Below are 25,679 nucleotides of genomic sequence, written 5' to 3'. Positions count from 1 at the left end.
AGGTCGAGACATGACCGCGGCGGGCCCCGCAGTGGGCAAGGTCCTCATCGTCGGCGGCGGCACCACCGGGTGCGCGCTGGCGATCCTGCTGGCCCGGGGCGGCGTGCAGGTGGAGATCGCCGAGATCCGGCCGGACTGGAACGTGCAGGGGTCCGGGATCACCCTGCAGGGCAACGCGCTGAAGGTGCTGCGCGAACTGGGCGTGTGGGAGGAGGTGCGGGCGTCCGGGTTCGGGTTCGACGGAGTGGGGATCCGCACGCCGGACGGCACGCTGGTGCACCAGGCCGAGGACATGAGGACCGGCGGGCCCGACCTGCCGGCCACGTTGGGGATGCCCCGGCCCCGGCTGCAGGAGATCCTCACCGCCGCCGTCACGGCGGCGGGGGTGCGGCCCCGGCTGGGCGTCACGGTCGCGGAGCTGTCGCCCGCCGGCGACGGCGTGGACGCGACGCTGACCGACGGGCACCGCGACCGGTACGACCTGGTCGTGGGGGCCGACGGGGTGCGGTCCCGGGTGCGCGGCATGATCGGCATCGACGTGGGGCCGGAGCCGGTCGGGATGGGGATCTGGCGGGTGCTCGCCAAGCGGCCCGCCGAGGTGACCCGCACCGACCTGATCTACGGCGGGCCCTGCCACATCGCCGGGTACTGCCCGATCAGCGACGAGCAGCTCTACGCCTACCTGGTCGAGGACGCCCGGCCGCGCGAGTCGGTGGACCCGGCCGCCAGGGCCGACGTCATGCGGGAGATGGCCGGGGCGTACGGCGGGCCGTGGGAGGAGATCGCCGCCGACATCAACGACCCGGCCCGGGTCAACCACACCTGGTTCGAGTCGCTGCTGGTGGACCGGCCCTGGCACCGGGGCCGCACCGTCGTGATCGGCGACGCCGCCCACGCCTGCCCGCCGACCCTGGCGCAGGGCGCGGCGATGTGCCTGGAGGACGCGTCGGTGCTCGCCGAGCTGCTGCTGGGCCGGGACCGGCTGGACGACGGGCTGTGGGAGGAGTTCATGGACCGCCGGTACGGGCGGGTCGCGATGGTGGTGCGCAACTCGCTGCAGCTCACCCGGTGGCTGCTGGAGCGCTCCCCGGACGCCGACGTTCCCGGGCTGATGCACGCCACCATGTCGGCGCTGGCGGAGCCGGCATGACCGCGGACGCGCCCACGATCGACGCGCACGCGCACGTCCTGCTCCCCGCCGTCGAGGAGGCGGTGGCCGGGCGGCCCGGCCTGCGCGCCCAGCGGGAACTGGACGCGCGCCGCAACGGCCCCGAGTCGGCCCGCGTCAGCGGCGCCATGGTGGCCGGGCGGATCGGGCGGCTCACCCGGGTGGAGGCGCGGCTGGCCGACATGGACGCCGCCGGGGTCGACGTGCAGATCGTCAGCCCCTCGCCGTCCCACTACCACTACTGGGCCGACCGCGACCTGGCCCGGACGCTGTACGAGCTGGCCAACGCGGGGGTGGCGGCGCACTGCGGGCAGGCCCCCGGACGGCTGTACGGGCTGGGGCTGGTCCCGCTGCAGCATCCGGACCTGGCGGTCGAGGCGCTCGACGACGCGCTGGCGCGGGGGCTGCGCGGCGTGGAGATCTCCTCGCACGCGCCCGGCCGTGAGCTGTCGGACCCCGGGCTGGAGCCGCTGTGGGCACGGGCCGCCGAACTCGGCGCGGTGATCTTCCTGCATCCGTTCGGCTGCACGCTGGACGAGCGGCTGGACCGGTTCTACCTGTCCAACATCGTCGGCCAGCCCGCCGAGAACGCCGTCGCGCTGTCCCACCTGATCTTCTCCGGGGTGCTGGACCGGCATCCCGGGCTCAAGGTGCTCGCCGCCCACGGCGGCGGCTACCTGCCGGCCTGCCTCGGCCGGTCCGACCACGGCTGGCGGGTGCGGCCCGAGGCCCGCACCTGCGCCGAGCCGCCCAGCTCCTACCTGCGGCGGCTGTGGTTCGACTCGCTGGTCTACGAGCCGGACGCGCTGCGCCGCCTGGTGGAGGCGGCCGACGCGGACCGGGTCGTGCTCGGCTCCGACCACCCGTTCGACATGGGCGTGGAGGACCCGGTCGCCCGGCTGGCCGCGGCCGGGCTGCCCGCCGACCAGCACCACGCCGTACGCGGCCGCAACGCCGCGGCCCTCTTCGACATCAAGGAGAACGGTCATGCCTGACCGGCTGATCACCCATCTGCGCCATGTGGACCTCGCCGTCCCCGACTTCGCCAGGCAGCGCGAGTTCTATGCCGGGGTGTGGGGGCTGACCGAGGTCGCCACCGACACCGGGCTGTCGTTCCTGGCGGCCGAGGGCTCGCCCGAGCAGTACGTCGTCCGGTTGCGCAAGGCCGAGGACAAGCGGCTCGACCTGATCGCGTTCGGCGCGGAGAGCACCGCCGACGTGGACGCGCTCGCCGAACGGCTGGCCGCCGCCGGGGTGAGGATCGTGCGCGAGCCGGGGCCGCTGGACACCCCCGGCGGCGGCTACGGGGTGCGCTTCTTCGACGTGGACGGCCGTACCGTCGAGGTCTCCGCCGACGTGGCGGTCCGCCGGCACCGCCGGATCGAGGAACGCGAGTCCATCCCGGTGCGGCTGTCGCACGTGGTGCTGAACGCCACCGACATCGAGGCCACCCGCCGCTGGTACGAGGAGCACCTGGACTTCGCGCTGTCGGACACGCTGATGCACCCGGCGATGGGCCACATGATGCACTTCATGCGGTGCAACCCCCAGCACCACAGCATGGCCATCGCACGGTGCCCGCACACCTCCCTGCACCACATCTCGTTCGAGATGCGCGGGATCGACGAGTACATGTACGCCACCGGGCGGGTGATCCGGTCGGGGGCGCGCAAGATCTGGGGACCGGGCCGCCACCTGGCCGGGAACAACACGTTCTCCTACTTCCTGGACCCGCACGGCAACACCGTCGAGTACACCACCGAGCTCGAACGGCTCGACGAGGACGCCTGGCACCCCCACGTCTACGACTTCACCCGGCCGGAGGTCTCCGACCAGTGGGGGACCGCCAACCCGATGAACGAACTCGTCGCCAGGGAGTCGTTCAACGACCCCGACCGCGGCGTCTTCGTCGCCCCGCCCGTCTGATCAGGAAGGTCCCGCAGTGCGCCTCGCCACCATCGAGCACGCCGGCCGCACCCAGGCCGCCGTCGTCGCCGGGGACGCCGTGCACCCGCTCGGCGTCCCCCTGCTGGACCTGATCAGGTCCGGCACGCTGCCCGACGTCCCGCCGGGCCCCGGCGTCCCGCTGGCCGAGGTGACGCTGCGGGCCCCGCTGGAGCCGCCGACCGTGCGGGACTTCGTCGCCTTCGAGGAGCACGTCGAGGGCGTCCGCAGGGCCGTGTCGGGGGAGGCGGGGGTCCCGGAGCAGTGGTACGCCGCGCCGACCTTCTACTTCACCAACCCGTACGCCGTGATCGGGACCGGCGAGGACGTGCCGGTCCCGCCCGGCTGCGCGGTGCTGGACTTCGAGCTGGAGGTCGCCGCGGTGATCGGGCGGGCCGGGCGCGACCTGACCCCCGAGGCCGCCCGGGAGCACATCCTCGGCTACACGATCTTCAACGACTGGTCGGCGCGGGACCTGCAGGGCGCCGAGATGCGGGTGGGCCTCGGCCCCGCCAAGGGCAAGGACTTCGCCACCACCCTCGGGCCGTGGCTGGTCACCGCCGACGAACTGGAGCCCTGCCGGGACGGCGAGGGATTCCTGCGGCTGGCGATGACGGTCGCGGTGAACGGCGTGGAGGTGGGCCGCGACCTGCTGTCCAACATGGGCTGGCCGTTCGAGGAACTGGTCGCCTACGCCTCCCGCGGCACCTGGGTGCGGCCCGGCGACGTGCTCGGCTCGGGCACCTGCGGCAACGGCGGCTGCCTGGCCGAGCTGTGGGGGCGGACCGGTGTGCGGGAGCCGCCGCCGCTGCGGCCCGGCGACGTGGTCACCATGACCGTCGAGGGCATCGGGACCATTTCCAACACGGTCGTCGCGGGCGGGGACCCGGTGGAGATCCCGCCGGCCCGCCCGCGGCCCCGGCACCGGCCCTGACGCCATTCCCGGAGAATTCCCCGGCGGGATGCACCGCGCTTGACTACGGGTGTGTAACGAAACGGAACGGGCAAATGGCACGGGTGGCCTGTTCGCCCCTAGGGTCACGGCGACATGACGCATTCCCTGGAGGTGCGGATGAGAGGCTGGGGCGGACGAGCGCTCACGGCTGTGACCCTCGCCGGAATGGTGGCCCTGGGCACGGCGATCCCGGCCGGGGCCGAGCCGGCGGACGACATCGTCGAACGGCTCGAGGCCATTCCCGGCATGACCGTGCTGTGGGAACGGCCCTCCGGCGCCGCCGACTACCGGTTCTTCATGCTGAGCTACCGGCAGCCCGCCGACCACCGGCGGCCGCAGGCGGGCACGTTCGAGCAGCGGTTCACCCTGCTGCACAAGGACACCGGCCGGCCGATGGTGCTGCACACCAGCGGCTACAACGTCAGCGAACGGGCCTCGCGGTCCGAGCCGACGCAGCTGGTGGACGGCAACCAGATCTCCGTCGAGCAGCGGTTCTTCACCCCGTCGCGGCCGCAGCCGGCGGACTGGTCGAAGCTGAACATCTGGCAGGCGGCCACCGACCATCACCGGCTGGTCAAGGCGCTCAAGCCGATCTACTCGGCCAAGTGGGTGTCCACCGGGGCCAGCAAGGGCGGCATGACCTCGGTCTACCACCGCCGCTTCTACCCCGGCGACGTGGACGCGACCGTCGCCTACGTCGCGCCCAACGACGTGGTCAACAGCGAGGACAGGGCCTACGACCGGTTCTTCGAGAAGGTCGGCTCGGACCCGAGCTGCCGCGAGCGGCTCAAGGACGTCCAGCACGAGGTCCTGGAGCGGCGCGAGGAGTTCGTGCAGCGCTACAAGGCCTACGCCGAGGAGAACGGCTACACCTTCGACAACCTCGGCAGTGTGGACCGGGCGCTGGAGGCCACCGTCCTCGACGTCGAGTGGGCGTTCTGGCAGTACTCGCTGGAGTCCGACTGCGGCCAGGTGCCGTCCGCCGACGCCTCCACCGACGACCTGTGGAAGTTCGTCGACGCCACCGCGAGCTTCTCCTTCTACACCGACCAGGGCCTGGAGCCGTACCTGCCGTACTACTTCCAGGCGGGCACCCAGCTCGGCTGGCCGGAGCCCGAGTTCCGGTACCTCAAGGACGTGCGGCGCTACCCGGAGATCTACCGGCCGCGCTGGTTCATGCCGGCCGACCTGCGCGAGCAGATGCGCTTCGACCCCAGGACGATGGCCGACATCGACCGGTGGGTGCGCTGGCAGGGCAGCCGCCTGATGTTCCTGTACGGCGGGAACGACCCGTGGGGCGCCGAGCCGTTCCGCCTGGGGCCGGGCACCCGTGACTCCCTGTGGTACGAGGTCGAGGGACTCAACCACAGCGCCCGCCTGATCGAGCGGCTGCCGCAGCAGCAGCGCGAGCAGGCCGTGGGCGCGCTGCGCCGCTGGCTCGGCGTCGGCGACGTCACCACCTTCCAGCTCAAGACCGTCAGCCCCCTCGACGGCCACGACGAGCTGCAGGACCGGCGTCCCCCGCTCTGACCGCCCCCGCATCGCGCACGCATCGCACACCGGGCCCGTCCGCCTTCGGACGGGCCCGGTGCCGTTGCCGGGACATCGGCGGGTCAGTCGAGGGCGCTGCCCTTCCTCCACTCCGGCCAGGACATCTGCCAGTAGCCCCAGCCGTTGTTCCACTCCAGCTCGCGGTCGGTGCCGGTGATCTTGTAGATGTCGCCGCGCCGGCTGAACCGGTAGAACCACCTGGCGTTCCTGGGGCTCATGTTCACGCAGCCGTGGCTGACGTTCTCGTTGCCCTGGGAGGCCACCGACCACGGGGCGCTGTGGGTGAACTCGCCGCTGTCGGAGATGCGGACCGCGTAGTACACGTCCAGCCGGTAGTACTCCGGGTGGCCCTTGGGGATCCCCACGGTCGCCGAGTCCATCACCACGTGGTAGGCCTTCTCCATCGTCAGGTGGACGCCGCTGGTGGTGGTGTAGGCGCGCTTGGTGGCCTTGCCCATGCTGACCGGGATCCGCCGCACCGTCCTGCCGTTCCTGGTGACGACCATCTGGTGGGTGCGGGCGCTGGCCACGCTCATCTGCGCGTCGCCGACCCGGAACCGCAGCGTCAGGTCGCGGGTGCCGTACACGTCCCTGGCCGCCCGCACCCCCGCCAGCCGGGCGTGCAGGGTCACGTCGGTGTGCGCCGGCCAGTACTTCCTGGTCCGGTAGACGACCTGTCGCCGGTCGATCCACCGCCACGCGCCCTCCACCGGCCGGGACGCCCGCACGTGCAGCGCCCGTTCGACCTCGGCCTTGTTGTAGACCGGCCGGTCGAACGTGAGGATGATCGGCATCCCGACCCCGACCGTCTCGTCGTCGAACGGGGCCGCGGCGGCGACCCCGATCGTCTGCTTCGGCTTCAGCGTGGAGAACGCGCTGGTGACCGTGGTGGTCCGGCCCTCGGGGGAGACGGCGGTGGCGGTCACCAGGTAGTCGGTGTCCGGCCGCAGCGTCCAGCGCGAGGTCCACCGGGTGCGGGTCGGGTCGAGCCCGCCCTCCACCGTGCGGCCCTCGCCGGTCACGGTGACCCGCTGGATGGTGCCGCCGGTCGCCTGGACCGTGATGGGCCGGTCCGGACGGGCGTCCTCGATGCCGTGCGCGGGGGTGACGGCCAGCCGCGCCGGGGGCGGGGTGGGCCGCTGCTCCGCCTGCCGCCGGGCGGTCCGGTCGCCGGAGCATCCGGCGAGCGCGAGCACCGCCGCCACGGCCAGCCCGGCCGCCACCGCACTGCTGTGACTGCTGTGACGCTTGATCACCATGGGTTCCCGTGCCGCTACCGAAAATGATTGCCTGCCCAGAGCGTACGCCGGACGACAACGTCCGAGCAGGCCCCGCGGGGATCGGCGGGTCTTCCGTTCCCGCCTGATCGGGACGCGCCGGGCCGCCGGACGCCGGGCGTAGATCGGGCGACCGTGGGCAGGGAAACGCGAACCACCACGGAAAGGGGAACGATCATGAAAGCGGTCGTCTGGCACGGGGTGGGCGACATCCGCCTCGAGGACGTCACCGAACCGAAGATCGAGCACCCGTCGGACGCCATCGTGCGGATCACCGGCAGCGCCATCTGCGGCACCGACCTGCACTTCGTCCGGGGGACCGTGCCGGGGATGCGGCCCGGCACCATCCTCGGCCACGAGGGCGTCGGGGTGATCGAGGAACTCGGCCCGCAGGTGCGCAACTTCGCGGTGGGCGACCGGGTGGTGATCCCGTCCACCATCGGCTGCGGCCGGTGCGTCTACTGCCGGGCCGGCTACTACGCCCAGTGCGACGTGGCCAACCCCAACGGCCGGGACGCCGGCACCGCGTTCTACGGCGGACCCGCCGAGACCGGGCCGTTCGACGGGCTGCAGGCCGAGTACGCGCGGATCCCGTACGCGCACACCAACCTGGTGCCGATCCCGCCGGGGGTGACCGACGAGCAGGCGCTCACGGTCAGCGACATCTTCCCCACCGGCTGGTTCGGCGCACGGCTGGCCCAGGTCGGCGAGGGCGACGTGGTGTGCGTGCTGGGCGCCGGGCCGGTCGGCCAGCTGGCCGCGCTGTCGGCGCGGATCCAGGGCGCCGGGCGGGTGCTGATCGTCGACGGGCACGCCGACCGGCTGGAGACCGCCCGCCTGCAGAACGCCGAGACCATCGACTTCAACACCGAGGACCCGGTCGAGGTGGTCAAGGAGCTGACCGGCGGCATCGGCGCCGACCGGGTGATCGAGGCGGTCGGCGTGGACGCCGAGCGGCCCGCCGGGGGACCGGCCGCCGAGCACATGGACGAGCGGGCCGCCGCCGAGTTCGAGCACGAGCTCGCCGAGGTCGCCCCGGAGACCAACGTCCAGGGCCGCCAGTGGAAGCCGGGGGACGCGCCCAGCCTGGCGCTGCGCTGGGCGGTGGAGATGGTCGCCAAGGCCGGCACCATCGGGATCGTCGGCGTCTACCCGCCGAACCACATGCACTTCCCGCTCGGCATGGCCATGCAGCGCAACCTCACCGTCCAGGCCGGCAACTGCAACCACCGCCGGTACATGCCGGGGCTGCTGAGCCGGATCGCCGCCGGGGGCGCCGACCCCACCACGGTGATCAGCCAGCAGGAGCAGGTCCCCTCGGTGATCGAGGCCTACCAGGCGTTCGACCGCCGCGAGCCGGGCTGGACCAAGGTCGTCCTGGAGATGTCCGGGTGAAGACCTCGGTCGTGATCGCGACCCGGGACCGGTGGGCGGAGCTGGCGCGGACCCTGCGCCGGCTCGCCGCCCTGCCGGAACGCCCGCCCGTCGTCGTGGTCGACAACGCCTCCCGCGACGGCACCCCGCGCCGGGTGCGGGAGGCGTTCCCCCAGGTGCGGGTGGTGATGCTGCCGCGCAACCTGGGGGCCTGCGCGCGCAACGTCGGGGTGGCCCACACCGCCACCCCGTACGTGGCGTTCAGCGACGACGACTCCTGGTGGGAGCCGGGCGCGCTGGCCGAGGCCGCCCGCCGGTTGGACGCCTGCCCCAGGCTCGGGGTGCTGGTGGGGCGGATCCACCTGGCGCCGGACGGCCGGATCGACCGGGCGTCGGCGAAGATGGCCGTCGCGCCGCTGGGCCGCGAGCCGGACCTGCCCGGCCCCTCCGTGCTGGGCTTCCCCGCGTGCGCGGCGGTGGTCCGGCGCGCGGCGTTCGAGGCCGCCGGCGGGTTCCACCGGCTGCTGTTCTTCGGCGGGGAGGAGACGCTGCTGGCCCTGGACCTGGCCGTGGCCGGATGGGGGCTGGCGTACGTGGGGGAGGTCCGGGCCTGGCACGCGCCGTCGCCGCACCGCGAGGCCGCCCCGCTGCGGTGGGCCCTGCACCGCCGCAACGACCTGCTGGTGTCGTGGATGCGGCGGCCGCTGTCCCGTGCGCTCGCCGGCACCGGCGGGCTCGCCTTACGGGCCGGGACCGGCGACGGGGCCGCCCTGACGGCCCTGCTCGGCCTGGCCCGCAGGCTGCCGGCCGCGCTGGCGCGGCGCCGCCGGCTGCCCCCGGTGATCGAGCACCGCCTCAGGGTGCTCCACGAGCTGGAATGACCGCTCGGAGGCCGTCATGCAGCGCTTGCTGAGCAGACCCGTGTTCCTGCTGTCGTCGGTGCGGTCGGGGTCCACGCTGCTGCGGGCCATGCTGAACCGCCACTCCCTGCTGTACGCGCCGCACGAACTGCACCTGCGGGACGTCCGGGTGACGCTGGAGCATCCGCTGGCCGGCCTGAGCATGGCCGAGCTGGGCCTGGACGAGACCCGGCTGGAGTACCTGCTGTGGGACCGGCTGATGCACGACCTGCTGCGCCGCAGCGGCAAGCGGGTGTTCGTCAACAAGACGCCCACCGACGTGTTCATCTGGGAGCGGATCGCCGAGTGCTGGCCGGACGCCCGGTTCGTGTTCCTGGTCCGCCATCCGGGGGCGATCGCCCGTTCCTGGGCCAGGGCGCAGGTGCACTGGACGTTCGACGAGGCGGTGACGGACGTGCACCGGTACGCCGCCGCGCTGCAGCGCGCCCGGCGGGCACTGCCGGGGCCGACCGTCGCCTACGAGGAGCTGACCGCCGACCCGGCCGCGGTGCTGCGGTGCGTCTGCGACCACCTGGAGGTGCCGTGGGAGCCGGAGATGCTGGCCTACCGGCGGGACGGCTACGTCCGCGGCCTCGGCGACTGGAGCGACAAGATCCGCTCCGGCCGCCCGCTGCCCGCGCCCCCGCCGCCCGCGGCGATCCCCGGACCGCTCCGGGCGATCGCCGAGGCCTGGGGATACGCGCCCGCGGCCCGGCCCGCAGGCGGGGGGAGCGGCGGGTCCTCCCCCCACGGGGAACGGGCCTAGACCGGTTCGGGATCCGGGTGCGGCGCCGGCGGACCCGGCGCCGGTTCGGGCACCGGGTTGGGCGGCGGCAGCGGACCGGGCGGCTGCGGCTCGGGTCTGGGCACCGGGTTCGGCTGCGGCGGCGGCTTGGGGACCGGTGACGGGTGCACTCCGTGACGCATGCCAGATCCTCCTATCTGCCGAAGGTGCCGACGAGGGTGCCGGTGCCGATCACCTTCTCCTCGATCGCCTCCCGGTAGTCCTCGGCGGTGAACCCGGGCTCGAGGCCGGACGGCTCCGACAGCGCCGCCAGCCGGAAGAAGTAGCGGTGCGGCCGGTCCCCGACCGGCGGGTGCGGACCGCCGTAGCCGGTGGCCCCGTAGTCGTTGCGGCCCTCCACCGCCTCGGTGGGGCTCTCGCCCGCGTCCAGGCCCTCGGTCTCCGGCGGGATCCCCGCCAGCAGCCAGTGCACGAAGGTCCCGGTGGGGGCGTCGGGGTCCTCGCACAGCAGGACCAGTTCGGCCGTCTCGTCGGGCACGTTCGACCACTCCAGCGGCGGCGAGGCGTCGCCGGCGGCGTGGGAGTACTCGTTCGGTATCAGCGCGTGATCGTTGAACGCGCTGCTGCGCAGTTCGATCTCATGCATGACCGGGTCGTGCCCGCTGAACCCGTGCCGATGCACCCGCCCCCGTCCGCATCGATCCCGGGAAACGGGGAACGCGCCCGATGACGGACGAGACGACGGACGAACCGGATGCGGAACGGGGGGATCGCGATGCCGCGCCCTGGAAGCCACAAGTACGACACCGAGCGGGCCCGGACGAGGAAGCGGCTGGAGGACGAGGGCGTCGCCTCCGACAAGGCGGCCGATGAGCGCGCCAAGGAGGAACTGCGCGAGCGGGGCATGCGGCCGGCCAAGGCCACCGAGCGGGCCGAGGGCCCCAAGGGCGAGCGGTGAGGCCGGAGGAGCGCCATGCTCGACAAGACTCCTGACGAGAACGATGTCCTGGGCGCCGCCCTGCCGCTGGAGGTCGACGACGACCTCGGTCCGCTGCTGGACCGCATCGGCGGCGCCCGCATCGTGCTGCTGGGCGAGGCCAGCCACGGCACCCACGAGTTCTACGCCTGGCGGGCCGCGCTGACCCGCCGGCTCATCCGCGAGCACGGCTTCTCCTTCGTCGCCGTCGAGGGGGACTGGCCGGACTGCTGGGAGGTCAACCGCAGCGTCACCGGCGCGCCGGGGGCCGTCCCGGACCCGCACGACGTGCTCGACGACTACCGCCGCTGGCCCACCTGGATGTGGGCCAACACCGAGACGGTGCGGTTCTGCCGCCGGCTGCGCGACCACAACCTCGACCTGCCTCCCGAACGCCGGGTCGGCTTCTACGGCCTGGACCTCTACAGCCTGTGGGACTCGCTGCGCTCGGTGCTGGACCATGTCGCCGACCATCGGCCCGACTACGTCGAGGAGGCGCTGGCCGCCTACCGCTGCTTCGAGCCGTACGGGGAGGATCCGCAGGAGTACGCCCGGCACCGCGCGCTGGCGCCCGAGGGCTGCGCGGACGAGATCATGGCGCTGCTGACCCGGCTGCGCCGCGCCGCCGCGCCGCCGCAGGACGGCGACCCGGCCCGGGAGCTGAACGCCTGGCAGAACGCCGAGGTCGCGGCCGGCGCCGAACGCTACTACCGGACGATGATCGGCGGCGGGGTCGAGTCGTGGAACGTGCGCGACGTCCACATGGCCGACACCCTCGACCGGCTGCTGGGCTTCCACGGCCCGGACTCCCGGGCGGTGGTGTGGGCGCACAACACCCATGTCGGCGACGCCCGCGCCACCCCGATGGCCGACCACGGGATGGTCAACCTGGGGCAGCTGGTCCGCGAACGGCACGGCCGGGACCGGGTCGTCGTGGTGGGCTTCGCCGGCGGCCACGGCCAGGTCATCGCCGCGCCGCGCTGGGGCGCCGCCATGGAGGCCATGCCGGTGCCGCGGCCGGTGCCCGGCTCGCTGGAGGCGCTGCTGGCCGGTGACGCCGAGCTGGACCACGCCCTGTTCGTGTTCTCCGACGGCCCGGACCAGGACTGGCTGAACGTCACCCGCGGCCACCGCGCGATCGGCGTGGTCTACGACCCCGACCGCGACCACCGGCAGTTCGTGCCGACCAGGCTCGCCGAGCGGTACGACGCGCTGTGCTGGTTCTCCCGGATGTCGGCGCTGGTGCCGCTGCACATGGAGGCCGCCCGGCGGGGCGAGCTGGAGACCGTGCCGAGCGGCGTGTGACCCGGTCCGGCGTCCCGGGGCGGGTCAGGCCGGGCCGCCGGCGCCCGGCAGCAGGAGCCGGGCCAGGTCGGCGCGGCTGCCGACCGACAGCTTGCGGTACACCCGGGTCAGGTGCTGCTCCACCGTGCTGACGGTGATGTGGAGCCGGCCGGAGATCTGGCGGTTGGTGAGCCCGCGGGCGGCGAGCTCGGCGACGCGCAGTTCGGCGTTGCTGAGCCTGCCGCGGGCGCGCATCCGGCGGGGGCCGGACAGCGACCTCTGCTCCTCGACCAGCTCCCGCGCCCGCCGGGGCTCGCCGAGCGCCGTGTACGCCTCGGCGGCGCCGCTCCGCCACGGGACGTAGGCGGGACGGTCGACGCCCCAGCGGGCCATCAGCCGCCCGCATGCCCGGAAGTCGTCGAGCGCGGCGTGCGGCCGTCCGGTCGCCAGGTGGTGACGGCCCCGGGCGTGCAGGTACGGCGGCCCGAAGACGGAACGGAACATCGCCTCCGGCACCGCCGTGCCGATGTGCGCGAGCGCCTCGTCGTGCCGCCCCATCGCCGTGTTCGCCAGCACCAGGGTGGCCAGCGGGCCTCCGACGCCCACCCCCCAGCTCCCCGGCGGGAGGGCGGTCAGCGCCGTGCGCGCGAGCAGCTCGGCGGCGGGAAGGTCGCCGCGCCGCAGACCGTCGGCGGCCCGTGCCGCCGCCGACAGCGCCCGCCAGGCCGGGCTGAGGCGCTCGCCCGGCGGACCGGGCCAGAAGTCCGGTCCACCGGGCCGGCCGGCGTGCACCAGGGACGAGCGCACCAGGGTGATCAGCGCCAGGGCGGTGTCGTCCAGACCGGCCGAGCCCGTCAGCCGCTGCTCGACGTCGGCGGCGGCGATGTCGGCGTCACCGGCCAGCAGGTCGTCCAGCGCCGCCGCCACCCGCAGCCGCGGGCCGGCGACCGGCGGCGTCCCGTGCCCGGCCACGTCCGGGACGCGCCGGGCGGTGTCCGGATACAGGTGGGACGCCCACAGCCAGGCGGCGCGCAGCTCGTCATCGAGTTCCTCGCCGGCACGGTCGCCGGTGAGCCGTTCCAGTGCCTCCACGGCCTCCCCGACCCGGCCGTACCAGAGCAGGTAGCTGACGGCGCCGGTGGTGCGGGCCGGCGGCAGCAGGCCCTCGCGCAGGGCGCGGCCGACCGCGGGCGCGTGCCGGACCGCCGCCGCCGGGTCGATCCGCCATTCGGCCTGGGCCAGCAGCGCGGTGATGCACGCCTGCCGCCCCTCGTCGGCGCACAGCCGCTCGGCCAGCCGCAGGCAGCGCAGCGCCGTGCCGGACTGCCCGGCGGCCAGATGCCGTTCGGCCGCCTCCTGGAGCACCGGCACTCCCCAGCCCGCCTCCGGGCCCGGATCGGCGGCCAGGAGCTGCTGCGCGACCTCGTCCGGGGCCGCGCCGCCGTCGTGCAGCAGCCGGGCCGCCCGCAGGTGCAGGGCGGCGCGGTCGCCGGGGGGCAGGTCGTCCAGGACGGCGTCGCGGGCGGCCGGGTGGCGGAAGCGGCCGTCGTCGACCAGCCCGGCGGCGTTCAGCTCGGCCGTCGCCTGGGCGGCGGCCTTCGCGCCGCGGTCCAGCAGCGCGCCGACCAGGTGCGCGGGGACGGGGCCGTCCGGCCGTCCGCCCAGAACGGCCAGGGCGCGGGCCACGTCGCGCACCGCCGGGTCGCACCGGTACAGCAGGCTCTGCACGGCCTGGCGGAACGCCTCGCCCGCCGCCGGCGTCCGGCCCCGCGGATCGGTCCGGTCGAGCGTCAGATGGTCCTCGATCAGCGCTCTGACCAGCAGCGGGCTGCCGCCGCTGACCCGGTGCACGTGGCCGGCCACATGGTCGGTCACGTGGTCGGCGCCGCACGGGTCGAGGTGGGCCGCCAGCAGGTCGGCCACCCCGGACGGCGACAGCGGCGGCACCCGCACGCGGTGGAAGCGGGGCAGGCGCTGCAACTCGGCGTGGAAGAGCGGATGCGCCCGCCGCGGCGGCGCGCCGTCGGTCAGCAGCAGCAGGACGGGGACGGACCGCAGCCGCCGGGCGAAGTACAGCAGGCACTCCAGCGAGGGCGTGTCCGCGTGGCGTACGTCGTCGACCGCGACGACCAGCGGGCGGTCGGCCAGCGCCAGCAGTTCCACGCACACCTCGTGCAGCACGCGCGACGGCACCCTCCGGGGGCCGGAGGGCCGCCGGGCCTCGGTCTCCAGCAGCCGCGCCACCCGTTCGGCCTGGCCGGGCCCCGGATCCGCCCAGGCGAACAACTGGCGGACGACCTCCAGCGGCAGGTTCTGCTCGGTGCGCGAGGCGGTGGCGGCGAGCACCCGGGCGCCGCTCCCGGCGGCCTCGGCGAGGAACGCCTCCAGCAGCGCGGTCTTGCCGCAGCCGGCGGGGCCGGTGATCACCGCGATCCGCCCGTCGTCCCCGCGGAGCAGTTTCCGGAGCTCCGCCAATTGCGTCCCGCGCTCTGGCAGGATCCGGGGCGCGTCGGCGGTAACGGCGGTCATCGGCTGCTCCCGGCGGCGTCGAATCACGATTCCCTGCGTCGGCGGCATCGCGCCCGGTCGGTCGTCCCGCTGCAGAATTCTGGAGACTTTTGTGGCGGGCAACAAGTTCGCGCATGGTGATCGCGTGACTGCCTGTCGTGTCTCATGCGCCGCTGAGCTGCGGCCATGCTCCGTAAACGGGAGAAAACATTCTTGTGGTCCGCTGGAAACCCGGGGCCCCGACGCGGGGCCCCGGATGGTTTCCCTCCCAATCCCGAGGCCCTCCGGAGTGGTGATCCCCGCTGGTCGGGAAGGTGCCGCAGGGATAGTTGAATTATGAAACTCGCGGCGCGGTGCGGCCGGGCGAATGAAATTGTGAGATGGGCCACGGAAATGAATTGTTCGCTTATCGGTCCGGCCGATAGCGGGGAATCGGGACGGCCGGCCGTCATCCGGGCCGGTCGGTGCGGGCGACGACCGCGGCGCCCTCCAACCGGCCCGCCCGCAGCCCCTGCCACATGAGGCGGCGGCGGATCTTGCCGCTGGAGGTCCGCCGGATCAGCCCGCGCGGCCCGGCCACCACCGTGATCACCGGCTCGGGCCCCAGCAGCTCGCGCAGCATCCGGTGCGCGTCCTCGGCCCAGCCGCCCGGGTCGGCCTCGGCGAACACCGCCACCCCGGCCCGGCCGCGCTCCGTCGTGCCGACCACCGCCACCCTGCCCCGGCCCAGTCCCGTCCCGGCGGCCACCTTGGCGTCCAGGTCCTCCACGTACACGGTGCGGCCCCGCAGTTTGATGCTGTCGCCCATCCGGCCGAGCACGTACAGCTCACCGTCGTGCACGAACCCGCCGTCGCCGGTGTGCAGCGCGCCGTCGGCGAACCTGGTCGAGGAGCCCTCCCGGCCGCCGTGGTAGCCCTCGGCCACAGAGGTCCCGGTGACCACCAGTTCGCCCAGGCACCCGTCCGGGAGCGGCTCGCCGTCCTCGCCGACGACACGGACGCCGAGCGGCTCCCCGCCGGCCGGCGGATGCGGGGGCAGCCCGTGGCCGACCAGCCAGCCCGAGCCCGGCGGGAGCGGCGCCTCGCCCAGGACGGCCGACTCCAGCACCCTCACCGGTTCCCCGAACCGCAGCGACTCCCAGTCGGGGCGGATGACGCGGGCCACCCGTCCCGGCGGCGGCGCCGTCACCGCCAGGGTGTTCTCCGCCAGGCCGTAGGCGGGCCGGAAGGCGGCGCGGGAGAACCCGGTGCCCTCGGCGAACCGGGCGAACCCCTCCAGCGCCGCCGCGTCCACCGCCTCCGCGCCGACCACCGCGATCCGCCACCGCGACAGGTCCAGCCCCTCCAGTTGCTCGGGCCGCAGCCTGCGGGTCAGGTAGCCGTACGCGAAGGAGGGGGAGGCGGTGATGGTGGCCCTGCCCGCGTCGAAGCAGCCCAGCCAGCGCCCCGGATCCCGGATGAACTGGTCGGGACGCATCAGCCACAGGTCGCCCTGGGTGGCCGCCATGAAGAACAGCCCGCCGATCAGGCCCATGTCGTGGTACAGCGGCAGCCACGAGGCGAACGCGTCGCCCTCCCGCCAGGTGGTGATGTGCTTGATCAGGGCGAGGTTGGCCGCCAGGTTGCGCCACGACACCCGCACCCCGCGCGGCTCCCCGGTGGAGCCGGAGGTGAACTGCAGCAGCGCGATCGGCCCGCCCGGGCGGACCTGCGGCAGGCCGTCCCCGCCCGGCGACCGCCAGTCGTCCGGCATGACCCAGGGACGGCCGGGACGGCCCGCCTCGGCCATGGCCTTGGCGACGATCGGCTCGAACTCGGCCGCGGTGACGACCAGGGCGGGCTCGGCCTGCCCCAGCACCGCCCCGATGTGCGCCAGGTACTCCCGTTCCGGCTGGAAGGAGGGCGGCACCAGCGGGGAGACGGTGGCCCCGGCCGCCCACGCCCCGAACACGGCGGCCAGGCACGGGTGCCCGCTCGGCATGACGACGCAGACCACGTCGCCGGGCCGCACCCCGGCCTCGGCCAGCCGGGCGCCCACCCGGCGGGCCGCCGCGGCCAGCTCGGACCAGGCCGCATGGCGCCAGCCCCCGGCGTCGTCGGCGACGTGCACGCCGCGGTCGGCCCGCGGCGCGTCGATCCACGAGATGAACGGTGACATGATCGATCCCCCAGTGCGTGCGTGCCGCCGGTCAGCGGTGGGCCACCGGCCGGGGCAGGAAACGGCCGGTCCGTGCCATGTACTGCGTGTACTCGGCGCCGAACTGCGAGGAGCTCAGCCGCCTCTCCTCGCGCGCCGCGGTGAGGTTCAGCGCGGCCGCCGCGTACACCAGCAGCGCCAGCGTCGCCCAGTGCGGGAAGGCGATCAGCGCGGCCAGGAACGCCAGGATGAACGAGGTGTAGAAGGGGTGCCGGATCCGGCTGTAGGCGCCGTAGGTGACGATGCTGTGCGGCTCGTCGTCGTCCTGGTGCCACAGCGCCAGCGGGATGCGGTGCGTGCCCAGCGTCATGAACAGCAGCGCGATGGAGGCCACGGCCGGCACCACGGCGGCCACCTCCAGCGCCTCCCGCCGGCCCTCGGGGCCGAGCGGGTCCAGGACGCCGGCCGCGCCCGCCACCAGCACCGCCGGATTCACGAAGAACGGCGTCGCGGTCGCCCACCAGCGCAGGTTGAAGGTGCCGTCCTGGCGGAAGAAGACCCGCGGCAGCAGCCCGATGAAGATGAAGTCCAGCAGCAGCAACGCGGTCACGGACCAGCTCATGATCGTCCTCTCTCAGACCTTGACCGACTCGGCCGGGGCGGCGGGGGCGCGGCCGGGCCGCGGCCGTCCGGGCAGCCACCAGTTCCAGCCGCCCATCAGCCGCATCGAGGCGGGCACCACCACCAGCCGGATCACGGTGGCGTCCAGCGCGATCGCCACCGCCAGCCCGAAGCCCAGCTGCTGGATCGGCACGATCCCGGTGAACGTGAACGCCCCGAACACCGCGATCATCAGCACCGCCGCCCCGGAGATCAGCGGCGCGGTGCGCGCCAGCCCGGCGGCCACCGACTCGGTGCCGGACGCGCCCGCCTCGTGCTCCTCCCGGACCCGGCTCAGCAGGAACACCTCGTAGTCGGTGCTCAGGCTGAACAGGATCGCCAGCAGCAGGATCGGCACGAAGTTCTGCACGTGGCCGGTCTCCTCGACGCCCAGCAGCGCCGCGCCGTACCCGTGCTGGAACACCAGCACCAGCGCCCCGTAGGTGGCGCCCACCGACAGCAGGTTCATCACGATGGCCTTCAGCGGCAGGAACACCGACCGGAACGTCACCAGCAGCACCAGGTAGATGACCGCCAGCATGAGGGCCAGCACCCCCGGCAGGGCGTCCTGGATGGTCCGGTCGGCGTCCACCCCCTCGGCCGTCTCGCCCCCGGCCGCCATCCGCACGTCCGGCGCCGCCGCCCGCCGGATGACCTCGCGCACGTCGGTGAGCAGGGCGCGGGCGCGTTCCCCGGCGGCGTCGTCGTCCGGGACCACCTCCAGCACCAGCTTGCGCCGGTCGGCGGACACGAAGTGGTCGACGGTCTCGCGGGCGTCCTCGGGCAGCCGGGCGAACGCCGCCGCCTCCAGCGCCCCGAACGGCCGGCCGGGGGAGGCGGCGCGCAGCGTCTCGACCGGGGAGTCGACCCGGACGACGTCCGGCAGCCCGGCCAGCCGGTCGCGCAGCGCCGGCATCCGGTCCGCCACGGCCGGGTCGGTCAGCGGGGCGCGCGACTCGACGACCACCTGGATCGGGGCGGCCGAGCCGGTGCCGAACTGCTCGCCGATCGAGTCGTAGCCGTACCGCACCGGGGACGACTCGGGGACGATCCGCACGTCCGGGGTGAACGTACGCATCCCCAGCGCCGGGACGGCCAGCGCGCCCAGCGCGATGACCGACAGGGTCAGGAACACCACGGGCCGGCGCATCACCTGCCGCGCCGCCGACGCCCACCGGCCCCCGCCGGCCGTGCCCGGCCCGCGCCGCCCCGGCAGCCGGCCGCGCAGCACCCGCTCGCCCAGCAGGTGCAGCACGGCCGGCAGGACCACCACGCTGCCCAGCACCGCGAACGCGACGGCGACGATGATGCCCAGCGCGATCGAGCGGATCACGTTCAGGTCCACCAGGAACAGCGCGGCGGTCGCCAGCACCACGATCACCCCGGAGAACAGCACCGTCTCCCCGCTGGTGCGCAGCGTCGCGGCCAGCGCGGCGGTGCGGTCGCGGCCCCGCGCCAGCTCCTCGGTGTACCGGGAGATCACGAACAGCGAGTAGTCGACGCTGACCCCCAGCCCGATCATCAGGGCGGCGTTCTGCACGAAGATCGACAGCTCCACGTGCCGGGCCAGCACCCCCAGCACCCCGAAGGCCGGCACGATCGCCGTCAGGCTCACCACGAACGACACCAGCGCGGCGACCACGCCCCGGTACAGCAGCAGCAGGATCAGCACGATCAGCGGGAAGGCGATCGTCTCGGCCCGCGCCAGGCCCTCCGCGCTGAGCGTGTTGACCTCGCCGAACAGCGTGGCCGCGCTGACCATCGAGACCTTCAGGCCGTCGCGCTCGTACCGGTCGGCCACGTCGGCCTGGACCCGCGGCAGGACGCGGCGGGCCGTCCCGTCGTCCAGCCGCAGCGCCAGGAACGTGACGGCGGTGCGCCGGTCCCTGCCGACGAACCGGTCCCGCGCGCCCTCCGACAGGCTCGCGTAGCCGTAGGAGCCGGAGACCCGCAGGCGCGGGTCGGCGCCGACCTCGCGGAAGACCCGGCCCACCCGCCGGGCGAACGGGGCGGTGCCCGCCGTGGCCCGCTCGTCGCGCACCACCAGGGTGAGGTTGGAGGCGCCCCGGTCGGCGAAACCCGTGCGCAGGGCCTCGGCGGCCTGCTCGGACTGTGAGCCCGGGGCGAACCAGCCGCCGCCGCTGAGGTGGTCGGCCAGCGGCATCGCGGCGATGCCGGCCGCCGCCAGCGCGACCAGCCACACCGCCAGCACCGGCCGGCCGAGTCTGCCCACGGCCCGGGCCAGGCGTTCCGACATCGCGTGCTCCGAAGGGGGATCGAAAGGGGTGGGGACGGCTCAGCGGGCCGAGCGCAGCAGTTCGACCAGCTCGCCGAGCGTGTCGATCTCCTTCAGCTCCGCCTGCGAGAACACCGCGTCGAACTCCTCCTGCAGGTCGACGATCACCTCGACCAGCACGAAGCTGTCCATGGTCAGGCTGCGCAGCGGGGTCTGCGGGGTCAGCTCGCCGGCCGGCACCGACAGCACTCCGGCGATCCGGTCGGCGACCTGCTCGAAGGCGATGGTCCGTGCGGGCATGTCCGTGGTTCTCCCAACTGGGGTCCGGGCCCCGTCGAACGACAGGGCGATCGACAGGTGGCCGCCGCGCAGGCGGCCGCTGACGTAGCCGAAGGTCAGGCCGGGACGGTGCGGCCGGCCGGCGGTGCCGTGCCGGGCGGCGGCGTCCCGGACGCGGTAGTCGCGCAGCGTCGCGTCCGCGTTGGCGGGGTCGGCCTTGAACAGCGCCTCCTTGAGCGTCCACAGCCGCACGTGCTCGGCGGCCCGCCGCGGCGGCGGCTGCCCGGCCAGCCACGCCCGCTCCCGGTCGTCCAGGAAGAAGCGCGCCGTGCGCGGGTCGGGCAGGCGGGGCGGTTCGAGGTCGACGCCGATCCCGGTCAGGGACGGCGGCACGGGGCCGACCACCCCGGCCGCGACGCTGCCGCCGCCGGTGTGGGTGAGCGACAGCCTGGGGTGCGGGAAGCGGCGGGCGACGTCGCCGGGCAGCCCGAGCAGGCCGGTCACCACCCGCTGTGCCCGCCGCGCCCGCAGCCAGCGCCGCCGCCGCTCACCCGCGCCGAACGCGTCGACGCGGGTGCGCTCGGCGGCCGACAGCGCGTGCGGCGGCAGTTCGCGGTCGGTCCACACCGCCAGCACGCGGACGGACGCCGCCGCCATCAGGCGGTCCGCCGGTCGGCGGGCGGGCCGTCGCCGCCGGTCAGAAAGTCCATCCGCTCGCCGTACTCGGCCAGGGTCTCGGCGTAGATCTCCTGGTCGGCGGCGGTGTAGCGGTCCAGGGTCCGCCTGATCTCCTCCTCGCCGTACCGGCCGGCCATCTCCTCCAGCGCCTGCTTGACGTACTGCACGTGCCAGCGCTCGTCCCGCATGATCTGCTCGATGGTCCGCCGGATCCGCGGATGGGTGCCCGGATGCCGCAGATGCCGCCGGTACTGGCCGATCACCCGCTTCTCGAAGACCTGGGTGATCGCCATGACCTCCATCAGGTTGGCCGGCAGCCCCACCGCGTCCAGATACCTGTCCTGGTAGGCGCGCGGCGGCCGGATCGGCGTCGCCCCCAGGTCGTCGATGCAGTGCGTCCAGTGGCTGGCGTGCGCGGCCTCGTCGGAGAAGTGGTGCGTCACGTCCACCTGCAGCGGACCGCGCACGATCCGGGCGACCCGGCCGAAGAACAGCGCGCCGTTGATCTCCGAGGAGCGGTAGAAGCTCAGCAGCCAGCGGTCGTTGTCGGAAAGTCCGTGCCGTGCGGAACTCATCGAGGTACCCCCTCCTCGCGGCCCCACCGGGAGGCGACGAGATATTCGCCGGTGGCCTGGAACAGGTCGACCGGGTCGGGTGCGGCGTAGCCCTCCCACACGCTCCGCAGCGCGTCGTTGCGGAACTGCTTGGGCAGGTAGAGCTGGTGCGCGAACGGCGACACCGAGCCGAGCGACTCGTGGATCGGGCCGCCCTTGAGGTGCTCGGCGACCTCGACCAGGTCGTCGAAGCTGGCGCGGGTGCAGTACACCGGCCGCAGCAGCCGGCGCCGCCGGAAACGCTCGTCCCGCTCGTAGACCTCGAAGATCGTGTCGATCAGCCGGCCGAGCGTGGCGTTGTGCGGCGGGTCGGGGCAGACGTGGTAGATCCCCTCGGGCGCCGCCGGATCCAGCAGCCGGGTGACGGCCGCCGTCGTGAAGCGCGCGGTGGCGAAGTGCAGCGGCGTCCCCTGGTCCCCGGGGACCAGCGACAGCAGCCCGTAGTAATAGAGCTTGAGGGTGTTGTGGTAGGCGTTGTACTGCGTGACACGGCCGCCGTCGTCGTCGGCGATGACCGTGGGCAGCCGCAGCACCGACAGCGGCAGGTCCGCGCAGGAGTCCAGGAGGTGCTCCTCGGCCGCCCACTTTGACCACTCGTAGTGGTTGACGAAGCCGGTGTCGTCGTGCCGTTCCTCCTTGACGGTCCCCGACCGCCGTCCCGCCGCGTACAGCGTGGACAGCAGCGCGAACCGCCGCAGGTTCCGGCACCGCCGGGCGAACTCCGCCACCCGGACGGTGCCCTCGACGTTGACCCGCCGGGCGGTGTCGCGGTCCACGTTGAAGCGGGTGACCGCCGCCGCGTGCACGATCCGGGTGACGGCCTCGGGGCTCACCGGGCCGAACGCGTCGTCGTCGCGCAGGTCGACCGGCACCACCGAGGTGCGGCCGGCGGCGGACGGCCCGAGTTCGGCGGCCAGCAGGTCCCGTTTGGCCGCCAGTTCGCCGGAGTCGGCGGCGCGCACGGCCAGCAGCAGCGCGTCGTCGCCGCCGTTCAGCAATTCGGCGGCGATGCGCCGCCCCAGGTAGCCGTCGGCCCCGGTGATCAGCGTGGTCCCCGTCACGGGCGTCCCCCCGCCGCGTCGGCCGCCTCGGCGGCGGCGTCGGGCAGCGCGGGCCAGCCCGCGGGGTCGGTCCCGTGCCGGTCGGTCAGCGCGAACAGCCACCGCTCGATGCCGAACGCCACGCAGGCGCTGTGCGCGGGCGCGCCGTCCCGATCGATGCCGAAGCCCTCGCCGAAGCGGTCGTGGTGGTCGTTGGTCGACCCGATCGCCAGGTCGCCGTACACGGCCTCGTGCTTGACCGGCGCGATCCGCTGGAGCAGCGCCTTGGGGTTGCGCTGCGGCCGGAAGAACGGGTCGGTCGCGTTCGCCCACTCCACCGGCAGGCCGACCAGCTCGCAGAACCGCTCCACCCGCTCCCGCAGGGCCGCCAGGAACGCGGCCGTCTCCGCCCGGGTGCCCAGGCACACCACCTCCCGCATGGAGAAGCTGCGCAGCCGGCGCAGCGGCACGTACTCGTGCTCGCGCCGGAAGCAGGTGTTGCGGGTGGTCAGGTGGAGCGGGCGGTCCAGGGACTCGCCCTCGTGCGCGCGGTACAGGTGGTAGCACGCCGCCGGGGTGAGCACGTCGCGGACGGGGGCGAGGGCGGCCGGCGCCACCGCGCCGGACCCGGTCAGGACCGGGCCGGACAGGAACGCCTCCAGGTTGGCCTCGTCGCCGTCCATGGCGACCGCGAACGTGGCCTGGTGGGGGAACGACCGCAGGTAGTCGACCCGCTGGAGCAGCTCGGCGGGCAGCGTCGCCGGATGCCGCTCCTCCTGCGCCTCCCAGCCGGACGCCAGCCGGACGAACGCCCGGTCGCAGTCGTCGGCCAGGCGCAGCAGCGGCCCGCGCAGCGCGGCCTCGCCCGTCGGATGCCACACCAGCCCGGCGCGGGCCAGCGCGTCCAGCCGCTCCCCGGTCATCAGGGGGCCCGTCACGCCCGGCCCCGTCATGCGCGCCCTCCGGCGTGGAAGCGCTCGATCATCGTGTCCAGGTCGCGGAAGTCGCCGGGGCGCAGGTTCTCCACGTCGATGGGAGCGCCGGTCAGCCGTTCCAGCAGCAGCAACAGCTCCGGCAGGTGCACCGAGCGCAGGTGGCGCTCCTCGAACAGGGCGGTGTCGCCGGTCAGGGACGTCTCGTCCAGGTCCCGGGCCTTGCCCAGGATCCAGCCGCGCAGCTCCCGCCGGACCTCTTCCTCAGAACGCATCAACGGGCTCCTTGTCCAGCAGGCCGATACCGGTGAGGTAGCCGAGGACCTTCGCCGAGACGCGGCGGCGGTGCTCGCGCTGCGCCGGCGCGGACCACGCCTGCTCGGCCACCTCCCAGGGGTCCGCCAGCCCGGCGTCGGCGTAGACGTCGGGGTTGTAGTACTCGCGCCAGGTGGCGACGAGGAACTGCGCCAGGTAGGCGCGGATGTCCGCGCGCACCGTCCCGTCCCAGTCGGGCGCGCACGCCTCCCACAGGGCGGCCACCAGGCGGCGGCCGAACACCAGGTGCCGGGACTCCTCGAGGTGGTGGTTGCGGTTGATGAACCGGGCGATGGGCTCCAGCCGGTCGTCGCGCGCCTGGACCCGGTTGTAGACGTCCACGATCTCCTCGAAGATCATCGTCTTGACGAAGAAGAGCAGGTCCTCCACGTCGCGGGCCCGGGACTCCTCGAACGGGAGCTGGCGGCTGCGGTAGACGCGCGCGTACCGGGTGCAGAAGCCGCCGAAGTAGATGCTGTGCTTGTTCTCCTCGTCCAGGAAGTGGTGCAGATAGTCGGCGACCTCCAGCAGGTCCCTGCGGTAGAGCCGGGCCGCCAGCCCTTCCATCAGGCCCTTTTCGCCGTGAATGTTGAGGCTGTAGAAATTGACGGCCTCGTGGAACGCCAGACGCCTGCGGGCGGGCTCGTCCAGCCGTTCCCACAGCGGCGTGCCGTACAGGCTCAGGTATTCGGGCGAGCTGAACCACTGGCGTTCCGGATCCACCGACGACGGCCATTCCACCGCCGTGTAGGGGTTCTGGTACGACCGCTGCGACAGCCTGCTGAGGCGTTCGGTCGTCTCGGCCATGGACGCGATGGCGTCCCGCAGCCGCGCCGTCCGCTCGGGCGGGGTCATGGCGTCGCTCCCGGGACCGGCGGCCGCAGGTCCGCGGCGGCCTCCAGCACGACGCACTGCCAGTTCAGCCCGAACCCGGCCATCACCAGCACGATCCGCTGGCCGGGCCGCACCCGCCCGGACTCCAGCAGCATCGACAGGTTGACGACGTTGTCGGCGGAGATGATGTGCCCGGTGTCGGGCAGCGAGGGGGACCAGACCCTGTCGTGGTCGATCCCCAGCAGCCGCGCCAGGATCCGCCACGCCTTGTCGTTGGTGTTCTGGGTGACGACCCAGTCGACGTCGCCGGGCGTCAGCCCGGCCCGGTCCAGGGTCTGCCTGACCAGCCGGTGCGTGTAGGCGAAGTAGGAGCCCACCGTCTCGTCGTCGCCGGCGGTGCCGAGCGCGCCGTTGGTGATCTGGTGGGCGGCGACCAGCCGCAGCCCGGCCGGACGCCGGCTCACCACGCAGGCGGCGGCCCCGTCGGAGATCAGGTTGTAGGCCTGCTCGTAGCGCGCGCCCTCGGGGAAGCGGTCGGCGGTGACGCACAGCACCCGCCGCCATCCGGGCTCGGCCCCGAGCATGGCGCCGGCCACCCGCAGCGAGCCCAGCATCGCCGTGCACGCCTGCTGGTTGAGCCCGATCACCACGGCCTCGTCCAGGTCGAGGTCGGCCTGCAGGCGGCTGGCCGGGAAGTCCATCAGGTGCTTGACGTCGCGGGTGCGTTCCCAGGCGGCGGCGTCGCCGGTGTTGGCGTTGGCGGGGATGCAGGTCGCGTAGACGATCGCGTCCACCTCGTCGAGTTCGCCGGCCTCCCGCAGCCGGACGGCCGCCGCCCTGGCCAGGTCGTAGGCGCCGGTTCCGGGCTCGCACACGTGGTGGTAGCGGAAGCCGGCCGACTCCAGGTCCGCCGGGTCCGACAGCAGCCGCCCGGCCGCCGCCGACTCGGCGACGTGCATTTTGCGTTCCCCCAGGGCGTAGACCCATGAATCGACGAAGACCCCCGCCGTCATGAGCCGATCCCCGGATCGGTGGAAATCAGAAAACGTTCCATCCCCTGCCCCCAGACGGTCGGACGATACGTTGCTGACGGAAAATGCGGCGGCCGGCCGAACGGGCCGGATCGTGCGCCGTCGCCATCGGACGTTACTCGGCGGTAATCAGGGGATGAACCCCTGAGCCACCCCTAACCGCGACCCCTAATGCGGACATCCGGGGTGATCGGGGGATAGTGGTGGGCCGGTACCCGAGGCCCGACCGGAAAGAGGTGGAG

At 73.9% G+C, this 25,679-nt stretch carries 23 protein-coding genes; 10 read left to right on the top strand and 13 right to left on the bottom strand.

The window, feature by feature from the left end; all coding sequences use genetic code 11:
- Positions 1–10: 10 nt before the first annotated feature.
- The 5 genes from HNR21_RS28365 (at position 11) to HNR21_RS28345 (ending at position 5,597) form a co-directional block, all read left to right on the top strand.
- On the top strand, positions 11–1,150 hold the full coding sequence (locus tag HNR21_RS28365) for an FAD-dependent oxidoreductase (protein WP_182707590.1): 1,140 nt from the start codon (positions 11–13) through the stop codon (positions 1,148–1,150).
- Positions 1,147–2,163 (top strand): amidohydrolase family protein, encoded by a 1,017-nt coding sequence (locus HNR21_RS28360; protein ID WP_182707589.1) that lies wholly within the window; start codon positions 1,147–1,149, stop codon positions 2,161–2,163. Before HNR21_RS28365 ends, HNR21_RS28360 begins: the two co-directional genes overlap by 4 nt.
- The gene (locus HNR21_RS28355; RefSeq protein ID WP_182707588.1) at positions 2,156–3,094 is read left to right on the top strand and encodes a VOC family protein; all 939 of its coding nucleotides are present in this window, start codon (positions 2,156–2,158) and stop codon (positions 3,092–3,094) included. Before HNR21_RS28360 ends, HNR21_RS28355 begins: the two co-directional genes overlap by 8 nt.
- A 16-nt stretch (positions 3,095–3,110) precedes the next feature.
- Positions 3,111–4,046, top strand: coding sequence for a fumarylacetoacetate hydrolase family protein (locus HNR21_RS28350; RefSeq protein WP_182707587.1), 936 nt, complete (start codon positions 3,111–3,113; stop codon positions 4,044–4,046).
- A gap of 114 nt (positions 4,047–4,160) precedes the next feature.
- Positions 4,161–5,597, top strand: a complete 1,437-nt coding sequence (locus HNR21_RS28345) for a S28 family serine protease (protein ID WP_246442353.1) — start codon at positions 4,161–4,163, stop codon at positions 5,595–5,597.
- An 83-nt stretch (positions 5,598–5,680) separates the two neighbouring features.
- Here HNR21_RS28345 and HNR21_RS28340 read toward each other — a convergent pair whose 3' ends face one another.
- Complete coding sequence (locus HNR21_RS28340; protein ID WP_182707586.1) at positions 5,681–6,877, bottom strand: L,D-transpeptidase; 1,197 nt, start codon at positions 6,875–6,877, stop codon at positions 5,681–5,683.
- A gap of 195 nt (positions 6,878–7,072) precedes the next feature.
- On the opposite strand from HNR21_RS28340, the gene HNR21_RS28335 reads away from it, so the two are divergent.
- The 3 genes from HNR21_RS28335 to HNR21_RS28325 are packed head-to-tail and all read left to right on the top strand — an operon-like array spanning position 7,073 to position 9,934.
- A complete protein-coding gene (locus tag HNR21_RS28335) occupies positions 7,073–8,290 on the top strand; it encodes a zinc-dependent alcohol dehydrogenase (RefSeq protein WP_119729557.1) in 1,218 nt (405 codons plus the stop codon).
- Positions 8,287–9,150 (top strand): glycosyltransferase family 2 protein, encoded by an 864-nt coding sequence (locus HNR21_RS28330; RefSeq protein WP_312881366.1) that lies wholly within the window; start codon positions 8,287–8,289, stop codon positions 9,148–9,150. Before HNR21_RS28335 ends, HNR21_RS28330 begins: the two co-directional genes overlap by 4 nt.
- A gap of 16 nt (positions 9,151–9,166) precedes the next feature.
- Positions 9,167–9,934, top strand: coding sequence for a sulfotransferase family protein (locus HNR21_RS28325; protein WP_220500331.1), 768 nt, complete (start codon positions 9,167–9,169; stop codon positions 9,932–9,934).
- Between the two features lie 172 nt (positions 9,935–10,106).
- On the opposite strand, the gene HNR21_RS28320 is transcribed toward HNR21_RS28325, so the two are convergent.
- Complete coding sequence (locus tag HNR21_RS28320) at positions 10,107–10,559, bottom strand: YbhB/YbcL family Raf kinase inhibitor-like protein (protein WP_119731968.1); 453 nt, start codon at positions 10,557–10,559, stop codon at positions 10,107–10,109.
- A 129-nt stretch (positions 10,560–10,688) separates the two neighbouring features.
- Here HNR21_RS28320 and HNR21_RS28315 point away from each other — a divergent pair, with 129 nt between their 5' ends.
- Entirely contained in the window at positions 10,689–10,871 is a 183-nt protein-coding gene (locus tag HNR21_RS28315; protein ID WP_182707585.1) for a hypothetical protein, read from the top strand.
- 15 nt (positions 10,872–10,886) lie between these two features.
- A complete protein-coding gene (locus HNR21_RS28310; protein WP_182707584.1) occupies positions 10,887–12,194 on the top strand; it encodes an erythromycin esterase family protein in 1,308 nt (435 codons plus the stop codon).
- Between the two features lie 24 nt (positions 12,195–12,218).
- Here the strand turns inward: HNR21_RS28310 and HNR21_RS28305 are convergent, their stop codons facing one another.
- The 11 genes from HNR21_RS28305 to HNR21_RS28255 all read right to left on the bottom strand — a co-directional run bounded on the left by HNR21_RS28305 (position 12,219) and on the right by HNR21_RS28255 (position 25,419).
- Positions 12,219–14,702 (bottom strand): AAA family ATPase, encoded by a 2,484-nt coding sequence (locus tag HNR21_RS28305; RefSeq protein WP_182707583.1) that lies wholly within the window; start codon positions 14,700–14,702, stop codon positions 12,219–12,221.
- Positions 14,703–15,129: 427 nt separating this feature from the next.
- On the bottom strand, positions 15,130–16,839 hold the full coding sequence (locus HNR21_RS28300; RefSeq protein WP_182707582.1) for an AMP-binding protein: 1,710 nt from the start codon (positions 16,837–16,839) through the stop codon (positions 15,130–15,132).
- 31 nt (positions 16,840–16,870) lie between these two features.
- Entirely contained in the window at positions 16,871–17,440 is a 570-nt protein-coding gene (locus tag HNR21_RS28295; protein WP_119729561.1) for a methyltransferase family protein, read from the bottom strand.
- Between the two features lie 12 nt (positions 17,441–17,452).
- Positions 17,453–19,735, bottom strand: a complete 2,283-nt coding sequence (locus HNR21_RS28290; RefSeq protein WP_182707581.1) for an MMPL family transporter — start codon at positions 19,733–19,735, stop codon at positions 17,453–17,455.
- A gap of 39 nt (positions 19,736–19,774) precedes the next feature.
- Positions 19,775–20,650: a 4'-phosphopantetheinyl transferase superfamily protein gene (locus HNR21_RS28285; RefSeq protein WP_182707580.1), complete on the bottom strand. Its 876-nt coding sequence runs from the start codon at positions 20,648–20,650 to the stop codon at positions 19,775–19,777.
- Positions 20,650–21,246: a ferritin-like domain-containing protein gene (locus tag HNR21_RS28280; protein WP_182707579.1), complete on the bottom strand. Its 597-nt coding sequence runs from the start codon at positions 21,244–21,246 to the stop codon at positions 20,650–20,652. Before HNR21_RS28280 ends, HNR21_RS28285 begins: the two co-directional genes overlap by 1 nt.
- Positions 21,243–22,346, bottom strand: a complete 1,104-nt coding sequence (locus tag HNR21_RS28275) for an SDR family oxidoreductase (protein ID WP_182707578.1) — start codon at positions 22,344–22,346, stop codon at positions 21,243–21,245. The genes HNR21_RS28280 and HNR21_RS28275 overlap by 4 nt, the downstream gene beginning before the upstream one ends.
- Entirely contained in the window at positions 22,343–23,263 is a 921-nt protein-coding gene (locus HNR21_RS28270; RefSeq protein WP_182707577.1) for an aminoacyl--tRNA ligase-related protein, read from the bottom strand. Before HNR21_RS28270 ends, HNR21_RS28275 begins: the two co-directional genes overlap by 4 nt.
- A gap of 11 nt (positions 23,264–23,274) precedes the next feature.
- On the bottom strand, positions 23,275–23,532 hold the full coding sequence (locus HNR21_RS28265) for an acyl carrier protein (protein ID WP_182707576.1): 258 nt from the start codon (positions 23,530–23,532) through the stop codon (positions 23,275–23,277).
- Positions 23,522–24,427, bottom strand: coding sequence for a diiron oxygenase (locus HNR21_RS28260; RefSeq protein ID WP_182707575.1), 906 nt, complete (start codon positions 24,425–24,427; stop codon positions 23,522–23,524). The genes HNR21_RS28265 and HNR21_RS28260 overlap by 11 nt, the downstream gene beginning before the upstream one ends.
- Positions 24,424–25,419, bottom strand: a complete 996-nt coding sequence (locus HNR21_RS28255; RefSeq protein ID WP_182707574.1) for a 3-oxoacyl-ACP synthase III family protein — start codon at positions 25,417–25,419, stop codon at positions 24,424–24,426. The genes HNR21_RS28260 and HNR21_RS28255 overlap by 4 nt, the downstream gene beginning before the upstream one ends.
- Between the last annotated feature and the right edge of the window lie 260 nt (positions 25,420–25,679).

The organism is Thermomonospora cellulosilytica (genome assembly GCF_014138835.1).
In the GTDB taxonomy this organism is placed as follows: Bacteria; Actinomycetota; Actinomycetes; order Streptosporangiales; family Streptosporangiaceae; genus Thermomonospora; species Thermomonospora amylolytica.
The sequence above is the reverse complement of the archived record's forward strand: the minus strand, read 5'-3'. Positions and strand labels throughout refer to the sequence as shown.